Genomic DNA, 10122 nt, shown 5'->3' on the forward strand with positions numbered 1-10122 from the left:
GGTGCGCCACAACGAGGAAACGAGCCCGGTTCAGCCGGCGGAGGTACAACCCGCCCCGGCTGCGGTAAGCGCGCCGGAAGCGCAGGCCTCCGCTGCCGCACCTGCACTCGCGGTAAGCGCGCCCGAAGCGCGCGCCGAACCTGCCGTGCACACCGAACCTGCCGTGCATCGCGTCCTCCTCGTGGACGAAATTGCGCGCTGGACCCGCCGCCCCGCCAACCTGCTGCGCGGCATCCTCTTCACCCTGGCCATCGCCGGGATGCTCCTCATCTCCCGCTTCGGCTACACCACCACCGTGGCCGTCACGCACGACGTCGCCAACGCCGCCCCGGATACCCTCCGCACCATTTTCTCCATGCCGATTAACGTGCTCGAGGGCCTCGTCTCGCTCTTCCTCCCCCTCCTGCTTTTCTTCGATATCATCCGCTACCGGCGCTGGCGCACCCTCGTGACCGCGCTGGTCGCCATGGCCGGCGCGCTCGCCATCTGCTACGGCTCCCTGTGGCTTTTCGAGCGCTTCATGCCCACCTCCCAAATCACCATCGACCTCTCGGATACCATCCAAGAACAAGCAGCCGTGGGCATGCTCCCCTACGTTTCGATTATCGCCACCATCCTGGTGGTGGCGGCCTCCGAACGTCAGGGCCGGCTGGTGCGCACCGGCTGGTGGGCGCTGGGAATCGTGCTGGTACTTTCCGTGCTCCAGGGTGCCCAAACCCTGACCGGCGCGCTCACCACCGTGTTCGTGGGGATGGCCTGCGGCTATTTCGCTCTCTACGCTTTTGGGGATTCGCCCGACCGCGCCACCGGCGCCGCCGTCGTCACTCTCATTCGCCGCGCCGGCTTGGACGCGCACAGCATTATCCGCGTGGATGCGGGCGACGACGCCGATATGCACGCGTGGTCCGTTCCCGTGACCGGCCCGCTCGGATACGTGGATACCGCGATTCTCAAGGAGCTACGCGAGGCCCTCACCGGGCACATCGGGCAGGCTGATGCCGCGTTCACCACCGCGGCAAGCGCGGAACAGGAGGTCACGCTTCCCGCGAGCGCTACGGGTGCCGACCCGCTGGGTGAACCGGAGGACGATATTAACGTGCGCGCCCTCATTACCCGGGCCCGCCATGACGTCCACCCGCTTATCGGGGATGTCAATTCCCGCCACTACGTGGTTAGCTTGGCCAACGGCGCCCATTACGTTGCCGCGCTTATTGACTCGGATCGCGCGGTCCTCGGGCGCCTTGCCAGTGCCTGGCAGCGGGCCACCCTCACCCAGGTCACCCAGCGGACCGGGGATAACGTGGAGGAAACCGCCGAGCGCACCCTCCTCATGGAAGCCCTCGCGGTGAACGCCGGGGTGGCCCCGCGGCGCGATGCACATTACGCGGCGGCTGGCGCGTCCGCCGTCGTCGCTTTTGCTGATATCGAGGCCGTTCCCCTCACGGATCTGGAGCCCGAAGAGATCTCCGACGCGGCGCTGGACTCCATGTGGGCCACGCTCGAACGCGCGCACGCACGCGGTCTCACCCACCACGATATCCGCGCCGGGGTGGTCGCGGTGCGCGGGGACGAAGCCCTCATCACCCATTGGCGTAACGGTAGTTTTTCTTCCAATGAGCTTTCCCGGCATATTGATTTGGCGCAGCTCTACCTGCTGCAGGCGGTGGCGGTGGGCCCGGAGCGCGCCGTCGCTTCCGCGCTGCGCTGCATTTCCCGCGACCGGCTTTCCTCGGTGGCACCGACCGTGCAACGCACCATTATGCCGGCGCAAACCCTGGCCGAACTCGAGGATAAAAAAGGCGTGCAGCGCATGCGTGAAGTCCTGCTGGAAGCCCTCCCGCAGGATATTGGCACCGCCACCCAGACCATCCAGCTGCGCAAATTCTCCGCAAAGACGATTATCACCATCGTCATCGGCGTGCTTGCCATCTTCATTCTGCTCGGCTCCATTAATTTCACCGAGCTGCAAGAAACGATTCGCAGCGCCAACCCGTGGTGGATGCTCGCCGCGTTTATCGCCAGTTTCGCGACCTACGTGGGCGCGGCACTGTGCCTGAAGGCCTACACGGCCGAACGCCTGCCGCTGTGGGAAACCAGCGAGGTGCAGATCGCCGCCTCGGTGCTGGGCTTGGTTATGCCGGCCGGCATCGGGCCACTCGCCCTCAATTTGCGCTATCTGCAACGCAATCAGGTAGCCACTCCGGTGGCGGTAGCAACCGTGTCCCTGGTGCAGATCGCGCAGTTTATTACCACGGTGCTGCTGCTGTTGGCCCTCGGACTGCTCACCGGCGACTTCGGGAATCTTTCCATCCCGAGCACCTCCGTGATGCTCATTGTGGCGGCGGTGGCGGCCCTGGGCGCGGCCGTCTACTTCATTCGCCCGCTGCGCCGCAAGGTCATTGAGCTGGTGCGCCCCACCATCGAGCAGGTGTGGCCGCGCGTGGTGTGGCTCGCCACCCATCCCTCCCGGATTCTTGCTGGTTTCGGCGGTTCCCTCCTCATGACGGTGAGTTTCGTGGCGGCCTTCGGTTTCTCCCTGGCGGCCTTCGGGGAGACCCTGCCGGTGGTCACCCTGGCGATCACCTACCTGGTTTCCAATTCGGTGGGCTCCCTGGTTCCCTCCCCCGGCGGCATCGGCCCGGTGGAAGCGGCCCTCACCGGCGGGCTCACCATCGCGGGCCTGCCGTATTCGGTGGCCTTCTCCACCGCGATCCTGTACCGCCTGCTCACTTTCTGGGCGCGGGTGCCCATCGGTTGGTTCGCGCTGCGTCACCTCCAGAAGAAGGACATTATCTAATGCGCGGCGGGCCGGCGCGGGAGCTAGAAGTGCGCGGGGCGCGGGCACCTTCGCGAACGGCCGTGGTGCGCGCGTGGGCATGCAACCACTGTGATACGACGGCGCTGCTGCTGGCCGCGGGGGCTTTCGCCGTATACATGTTCTTTTCCTGGTATACCTGGGTGAACTTCTCCTCCCCTTCGTGGGATCAGGGTATTTTCACCCAGCTGGCCGACCGGTACGCCCGCCGGCAATTCCCACCCATCGTGGATATTAAAGGCCCGGGCTTCAACCTGTGGGGCGATCATTTCCATCCCATTTTGCTGCTGACCGGGCCGCTGTTCTGGCTCTGGCCTTCCGGGTTGAGCCTGCTCGCCCTCCAAGCGGTGCTCTTCGGGATGTCGGTGTATCCCATCGCGCGTTTCGCCCGCGCGCGGGTGGGAGCCGTGCCGGGTACCCTCATCGGGGTGGCTTACGCGGCCAGCTGGGGGCTCACCTCCGCACTCGTGGTGCAATTCCACGAAATCGCCTTCGCGGTGCCCTTGCTTGCTTTCGGGCTGACCGCCTGGCTGGAAGGCCGCTACCGGCGCGCTGCCGTGCTCATATCCCTGCTGGTTTTCGTCAAGGAGGACCTCGGCCTCACGGTGGCCTGCTTCGGGGTGCTGGCGGCGCTGCTCAGCTGGCGCGGGCGCGGCGGTGAGGCCGGTGCCGGTGGCGCGGCTGAGGACGGCAGTGCCCGGCAGCGCGGCAGCCACGGCGCGCGCGACTGGCGCGAACTGGCCGGCATTGGCGCCTTCCTGGCCGCCTGGGGCACCGCCTGGTTCCTGGCCGCCACCCAGGTCATCCTCCCGGCTTTCAATAATTCCGGGCAATGGGATTATGCCGGGCGGGTGCGCGAAGGCCTCGACCTGGCGAGCATGCTCCTCGAGCCTAACCGCTGGGGCACCCTCTGCTATATCGTTGCCGCCCTGGGAATCGTGGGGCTGCGCAGCCCGTGGGCCGCGCTACTGCTACCCACTCTCGCCTGGCGTTTCGTGGGAGATAACCCCTACTACTGGACTATTTTGTGGCATTATTCGGCTGTGCTCGCGCCGATGATCGCCGTCGCGCTGACCGATGGGCTCGCGCGGGCGGGTGCGCGCGGCGTCGTCGTACCACTACCGGAGGCACAAGAATCTCAAGCTCCCTCGGCCGCAACCGCGCAGCGCGATGCCCTGGGAGTGCTGGCCCGCTGCCCCCGCCTGGCCGCGGCGGCCCTTGCCCTCGCGTTGATTTCCAGTGTGCTCGGCACCGCTTCCAACGGCTTCGGCTCCTGGCTCACGGGGCGTTCCAATACCCAGCAATACGTGTATTTTTCCGATTACGGCGCCAGCCAGACCGCCGAGCAACGCGAAGGTGCCCGGGCTGCGGTCGCGGCGGCCGGCACCGGGCGGCATATCCTCGCCGACGTGGTCATGATGGCCTACGTTGTCCCAGGTAATACCGTGTACTGGGAGCACAGCTACGGCGGCGCGTATATTGACACGGTGGTGTTCTCCAACCGGCTCAACCACGGCGACGGCGCCCAGGTGGTGGCCTGGATTACCGCGAAAGTTGGCGGACAGTGGCATATTGTCACGGAAGAAGCCGGCTATGTGGTGGTGGCTCGCGACGGCACGGACGGAAGGTGAGGAACGGATATGATGGCTCTCCGCACGGCGCCGGCTCGCACCGCGACCTGGTACCGCCCGCTGCGCACCGACCCGGCGCCCTACCTGGTGGCGCTCGGCAGTTTCATTCTTTTCACCGCTTTTTCGCTGCATCAGTGGGCTTCTTTGCAGACGTCCTCCTGGGACCTGGGTATTTTCACGCAGCTCGCCCAGCGTTACGCGCATCTCGAAGCCCCCATCGTGGATATTAAAGGCCCCGGCTTCAACCTGTGGGGCGATCATTTCCATCCCATCCTGGTGGTGCTCGGCCCGATTTTCGCGCTGTGGCCCAGCGGCGCCACCCTGCTTATTGTGCAAAACGCGCTCTTCGCGGTGTCCGCTATTCCGCTCACCCGCCTGGCGCGGGCACGCTGCGGGGCCGGGGCGGGGACCGCTTTCGGCCTGCTCTACGCGGTGTCCTGGGGGCTTTCAGCCGCGGTAGCCGCGCAATTCCACGAGATCGCCTTCGCGGTGCCCCTCCTCGCCTACGGGCTGACGGCCTGGGTGGAAGGCCGCTACCGCCGCGCCGCGCTCCCGCTCGGCATTCTCGTTTTCGTCAAAGAAGACCTCGGCCTCACGCTCATCGCTTTCGGTGTGGCCGCGCTACTGGCGGAGTTTTTCGCGCAGAGGCGGGCGGTCTGCGGCGCGGCGGTGCAGAACAGTAGCGCACCGGGCGCGGGCCGCAACGTCACGGAAACGGCGCGGGGAGTAACGGAGCAGCACGACGACGCCGCGCCGCAGCGGCGCGGGCCAGCACCGCGAGCGCGCTTAGCCACCGCGTGGCGCACCCCCGCGGGGCGCTGTGCGGTGGGCCTGGCGATATGGGGAGCGGTGTGGTTTGTACTTTCTATCTGGGTGCTCCTGCCGGCTTTCAATCCGGACGGCGCCTGGGATTACACAGATCGTCTCACGGGCGATGCCGGGTTTTTCACCGGCGCGCGCACGAAACTCATCACACTGGCGGTGCTGTTGGGCAGTGCCGGGGTGGTGGGGCTGACCAGCCCGTGGATCCTTCTCATGATCCCGACCCTGGCCTGGCGTTTCACCGGAAACGTGGAGTACTACTGGGGCCTGGACTGGCATTATTCCGCCGTGCTCATGCCCATTGCCACCATTGCGCTGCTCGATGGGCTAGGGCGGCTGGAGCGTTCTATAAGGCTTCGGGCGCGGCGTGGGCATGCCGAGCAGGCGACGCATGGCGAGTGCACCCCGCGCGGCGAACGCGCCACGCGCAGTGGATCCGGCACGCGCAGCGAGTGCAGTGCACGCAGCGGGCACGTCAAGCGCGGCTTGATTGCGCTCGCCCTGGCGACCAGCTTGATTGCCACGCTGATCGGTACCCGCACCAATGCGGTGGGCTGGTGGATCCAGGGGCGTTATGACGGAGCGAGCGCAGAGGAGCGCGCCGGCGCGCGGGAAGCCCTGGCCGCAGTGCCGGATGGTTCCCACGTGGTTACCGATATTCATATGCTTGCCTACCTGGTGCCGAATAATACGGTGTACTGGGAGGGAACCCGCGGGAATGCCGGGGCGAACGCCGTGGTCTTCGCGCCCCAATCGAAAGCCAAGCACGGGGATGCGCAGCAGATCCTCAACTGGGCCAGCACCACCTTCGGGGGTACCTGGCATATTGCGAGCGATAAAGGCGGCTACGTGACCGTGCTGCCCGGCGAAGCCCCCGCGCGCGAGGAAGGAAAATAACACGGCTGCATCTAGATCTACCTCAACGTCTTCCGTGCGCCCGCTCTATCGCGACGCGACCGGGCTGCTCCTCGTTTTCCTCGGTGGCGGGGCCGGCACGGTAGCACGCGCACTTGTCCCGAGCGTGGCGGCGCCGATTATCGTCAATCTTGCGGGGGCGTTCCTCCTCGGCCTCATCACCGGCTTCTTCACCACGGGCACGCATCGGTACGGGGCCCGGCTGCGGCTGCTACTCGGCACCGGTTTTTGCGGTGGTTTCACCACCTATTCGAGTTTCGTAGCGCTCAGCGCCCACTTGGCCACCGGCGAGGTTCTCAGCGGGGCGCCTAGCGAGCTGGCGCGCCTGGCCGGCCTGGCTGCGGGAGGCACTCTTTTCGGTGGTTTTCTGCTGGCTTTCGCCGGGATGGCCTGCGGGAGAGCGCTGGGCCGGCACTTCCTCGCGCTACGCCGGCGCGCGGGTGGTGATGCAGCATGACGCTCCTGCTTCTTGGTCTAGCCGGTGGGCTGGGTGCCCTGTGCCGCGGGATTCTCGATTCTTTCCTCACCGCGCGTTTCAAGCCGACGTGGCCGGCCGGGATTTTCACGGTGAATGTGATCGGCTGTTTCCTCTTCGGGCTCGTGACCGGCGGCGGGGCACTTTCCGCCTGGATCGGTCCGTACAGTCTTTACGTCACCACCGGTTTTTTGGGTGGTTTCACTACTTTTTCGACGGCGATGACCGACGCCCTCAGCCTCTTCGAAAAGCGCCGCTACTGGGCCTGCATCAGCCTCCTGCTCGGGAATTTCCTCCTCGGCATCGCAGCCTTCTTCGCCGGCCTGGCGCTCGGGTAGAGCCGGGTAGAGTGAGTTCTTATGAAGCGATACGCTAGGGAGCTCACCGGCGGTTCGCATTTTCTGCGAAAGGTCGGATTCCTAATCGGAGCGCCGGAAGTACGGCAAGCAACCCCACGAGCGTGAGCGCCCACAACCATCCATAGTCATGCGTCACCGGAGAATACGTGAAGGGCAGGCGGTCCATTGCGGCCAACCGGCCAAGAACAACCCCGGATCCAAGGCTGAGCACGTAGCTGGTGATCAACGGAGCCGCCAAACGCCAGCGAGCGCGATTCCCTCCGCCGCCCAGCTCAATGAGCCGACGTTCCGTCGTCTGTTCAGAGACTACGGCCGTCACTGTTGCTAGCAGCACGACGGGAGCTACCAAAAGGGCCAGCAGCTGGCGCACTACCGCTTGCGCCTTCAATTGCCGTATTCCTGGTTCATCTGGATCAACAAGGAACGCGAAGGGCGCTTCCAGTAATACCGTGGAGCGGATACCGTCGCGGACTTCATCAGAAAGGCTTCCGAAGCCAAAAATAATAACCGTATAAGAATATGGTTCCCCCACGCCTAACTGCGTGAGTAGCGGAGAATCGGGTGGGAGAATCAAACCGCTGAGCACGTTGTTTTCCAGGCGCTCATCCGCGATAAGACCATCAGCCGTAAAAGTCTCGGTTACCTGCCCGTCAGAGAGCGCGATTCCGAGTAGCGTCGTCGCCCCACTTTCGGAAACAAAAGAAGCCGGAGCGTGGTTAACGTACCCACGGTCAAGAAGCCCACCAGAAGCGACCATGACCAAGTCCAGTGCCGCGGTAGGGCAATCACCCAGATCAGATGCGCTTTTAATGCACGGAGCTCCCGCAGAATCCACGATTCTATACATCCGGTCGTGTGTTGCTACGTCACCGAAAATAGCGGTGCGCTCCGAGATTTCTGGGTAGCGCTGCATCAGATTATCGACCGCGTTTTTATTAGCACCCGTGATGGAGAGATAACTTGTTTCGCCGCTCACCTGACGGCTAGTCCAGTTACTTAGCACCGCCACACTACTCGCGTAGAGGGAAGCGTAATAGGAAAGGACAAAAACCACAGCCATACCCAATAACGCCATTTTCTGCATCCGCTGTGCCAGACGCGCGGTGACAGGGTAACGCCGGCTTCCAGGCTGAAGTGCGTAGGCGAGACTCGGAATGCTCAAAGCACCCGCAATCATCGCCGCGTAGTGCCCGTAAGGGAAGATATACAGTTGCCGTGCTGCGACGAAAGCTACGGTGAGCACCGTGCCGATAATCCCAATCCCAAATAACAGCCGCCGTGAAAATACCTCACCGTGCAGTTTTCTGCGGTGCCGGTGTGCCTCGAAGAAAACCGTCGCGCCAGCGGCGAGCACACCACCGATAAGCACGAGAAGAAGCACCGCTACCGCTGTTGAGTTAATGGCTCCCCATTCCGGTTCTTCCCAGCGCTGTTCGACATACTCTCCGAGGGCCCCAGCAAAGCTCACGTGTGCCGCGGCAGCACTACCCCACCCGAGAATCCCTCCGGCCAGGGCGGTCACTGTGGCGGATGCACACGTGGTTACGGAAGCCTTCCATTGGGTATCACCCAGAGAAAGGAGGATCCGGTAGATCTCACGCCTTCGCGACCGGCCCGATCCGTAGAGAGTCACGATCACCACGCTGAGCATCACCAAGCCCATAAACCATGCCAGTTGCGGTGGGATAGTCTGATTGCTGAGTGTGTATGCGCCCATTCGTGCCGACGTTACCGCGGCTGTCGTCGCCTGACCGCCACCGCGGGTAAGCTCAACTTCAATCGGCGCCAACGGTTCGTTGGTGAGCCACACATCGGCTTGACCGAGTACATCCGAGCTATCCGTCAATGCAACGCCGCTTAGCTCCCGAATGGAGGCGGGGTTTTCGGTCACGCCAGTCACCCGGAATTCCGCAGCGGTTCCGGTATTCTCCCCTTCTGCGGCCTGAGTATCGATGAGTTGAAGAACATCACCCACGCTCAGGTTTAATTGCCGGGCAGCTTCCGCGCTGATGGAAATGTCACCCGGCCGCACCGGATAATTTCCCTGGCGCAATACTCCGATGTTTGCCGGACCGCTGGTCATAGTCACATCAGCAACCGTGGCGCTTTGGGTTTGTGCAGAGAGAAGATTCGCCCGGGTTCGGGAAAGGGCCACCGCGCGACCGCTGTTCCCAAGCTTTTCCATATAGCTTTGTACTGCGGCATTTCCCGTCACTTGCTGGAAATACAAGCCAAACGAAGCCGTAGCACCACGTTCCACCGCACGCCCATGTGCGGATGCACAGGCAGCCACCGTGACCGCTAGCGCTACGGCAATGAGTGCCAGGACTGCGGTTCGCAAGGTAGCGAAAGAACGTTGCCCCGCCATTTTTAGGATGAGGAGGACGCGCTGTTTACCCATGATCACGACTCCAGAATCAGCTGATGCTCACTGATGCGAACAATGGCATCAGCATGAGCAGCGAACTGGCTATCGTGAGTACCTGCAATAACAATAAGCCCCTCTTCGTGAGCAAGGTCAGCGAGCAAAAGAGCTATATGTTCAGTGTTGTCACGGTCAAGCGCCCCGGTGGGTTCATCCGCAAGGAGGATTCGCGCCGAGCCCATTAATGCTCGTGCGATAGCGACTCGTTGCTGTTCACCACCCGAGAGTAAATCAACGTTCCTATACGCATGCTCCGTTAGCCCCACGCGGTCTAAAAGCTCAAGGGCACGTTTTTTATCTTTTTTACCTGAGCGACCCGTGGTGATTTCAGCCGCTAGAAGAAGGTTGTCGAGGGGTGATAAAAACGGAATGAGAAGATAGTCCTGGAAAATCCGGCACATGACGGAAGCACGCAATTCACGCGGTGAAATGCTGGCAAGGTCTTTGCCTGCGATGACTATTTTTCCCGCGTCAGGTTCTAACTCGCGGGCAAGAATGCGGAAGAGCGTGGTTTTACCGGTTGCGTCCGTTAGTGTGGTGTATCTGTATCCCGCGGTGATCCTCGTGTCGGCATGCACAAAGGCGACCATCGCGGGTACCTTTCGAATCAACTCTTACCTATCCTCGAAAGGAGATACCCCGCAATGGCCGCTGACCCCCATCATATCGACCCGACAACC

Annotated in this window: 7 protein-coding genes; 5 read left to right on the forward strand and 2 right to left on the reverse strand. The window is 63.2% G+C overall.

Annotated features, from left to right (window positions below; all coding sequences use genetic code 11):
- Position 1 precedes the first annotated feature (1 nt).
- The 5 genes from HMPREF9237_RS01425 to HMPREF9237_RS01445 are packed head-to-tail and all read left to right on the forward strand — an operon-like array spanning position 2 to position 6996.
- On the forward strand, positions 2–2797 hold the full coding sequence (locus tag HMPREF9237_RS01425) for a lysylphosphatidylglycerol synthase transmembrane domain-containing protein (protein ID WP_016441934.1): 2796 nt from the start codon (positions 2–4) through the stop codon (positions 2795–2797).
- A complete protein-coding gene (locus HMPREF9237_RS01430) occupies positions 2797–4446 on the forward strand; it encodes a DUF2079 domain-containing protein (protein WP_016441935.1) in 1650 nt (549 codons plus the stop codon). Before HMPREF9237_RS01425 ends, HMPREF9237_RS01430 begins: the two co-directional genes overlap by 1 nt.
- A 9-nt stretch (positions 4447–4455) precedes the next feature.
- Complete coding sequence (locus tag HMPREF9237_RS09395) at positions 4456–6165, forward strand: DUF2079 domain-containing protein (RefSeq protein ID WP_016441936.1); 1710 nt, start codon at positions 4456–4458, stop codon at positions 6163–6165.
- A 34-nt stretch (positions 6166–6199) separates the two neighbouring features.
- Complete coding sequence (locus HMPREF9237_RS08760) at positions 6200–6640, forward strand: fluoride efflux transporter FluC (RefSeq protein WP_016441937.1); 441 nt, start codon at positions 6200–6202, stop codon at positions 6638–6640.
- On the forward strand, positions 6637–6996 hold the full coding sequence (locus HMPREF9237_RS01445; protein ID WP_016441938.1) for a fluoride efflux transporter FluC: 360 nt from the start codon (positions 6637–6639) through the stop codon (positions 6994–6996). Before HMPREF9237_RS08760 ends, HMPREF9237_RS01445 begins: the two co-directional genes overlap by 4 nt.
- A 43-nt stretch (positions 6997–7039) precedes the next feature.
- Here the strand turns inward: HMPREF9237_RS01445 and HMPREF9237_RS01450 are convergent, their stop codons facing one another.
- Together HMPREF9237_RS01450 and HMPREF9237_RS01455 are read right to left on the reverse strand one after the other, a co-directional pair.
- A complete protein-coding gene (locus HMPREF9237_RS01450) occupies positions 7040–9418 on the reverse strand; it encodes a hypothetical protein (RefSeq protein ID WP_016441939.1) in 2379 nt (792 codons plus the stop codon).
- Between the two features lie 2 nt (positions 9419–9420).
- Complete coding sequence (locus tag HMPREF9237_RS01455; protein WP_016441940.1) at positions 9421–10032, reverse strand: ABC transporter ATP-binding protein; 612 nt, start codon at positions 10030–10032, stop codon at positions 9421–9423.
- Positions 10033–10122: the final 90 nt, after the last annotated feature.

The organism is Actinotignum schaalii FB123-CNA-2 (assembly GCF_000411135.1).
GTDB classification, from domain to species: domain Bacteria; phylum Actinomycetota; class Actinomycetes; order Actinomycetales; family Actinomycetaceae; genus Actinotignum; species Actinotignum schaalii_A.

Coding starts and splice junctions, on each gene's coding strand:
- HMPREF9237_RS01430 (WP_016441935.1), top strand. CDS start 2,797: ATGCGCGGCGGGCCGGCGCGGGAGCTAGAAGTGCGCGGGGCGCGGGCA.
- HMPREF9237_RS09395 (WP_016441936.1), top strand. CDS start 4,456: ATGATGGCTCTCCGCACGGCGCCGGCTCGCACCGCGACCTGGTACCGC.
- HMPREF9237_RS01445 (WP_016441938.1), top strand. CDS start 6,637: ATGACGCTCCTGCTTCTTGGTCTAGCCGGTGGGCTGGGTGCCCTGTGC.
- HMPREF9237_RS01450 (WP_016441939.1), bottom strand. CDS start 9,418: ATGGGTAAACAGCGCGTCCTCCTCATCCTAAAAATGGCGGGGCAACGT.
- HMPREF9237_RS01455 (WP_016441940.1), bottom strand. CDS start 10,032: ATGGTCGCCTTTGTGCATGCCGACACGAGGATCACCGCGGGATACAGA.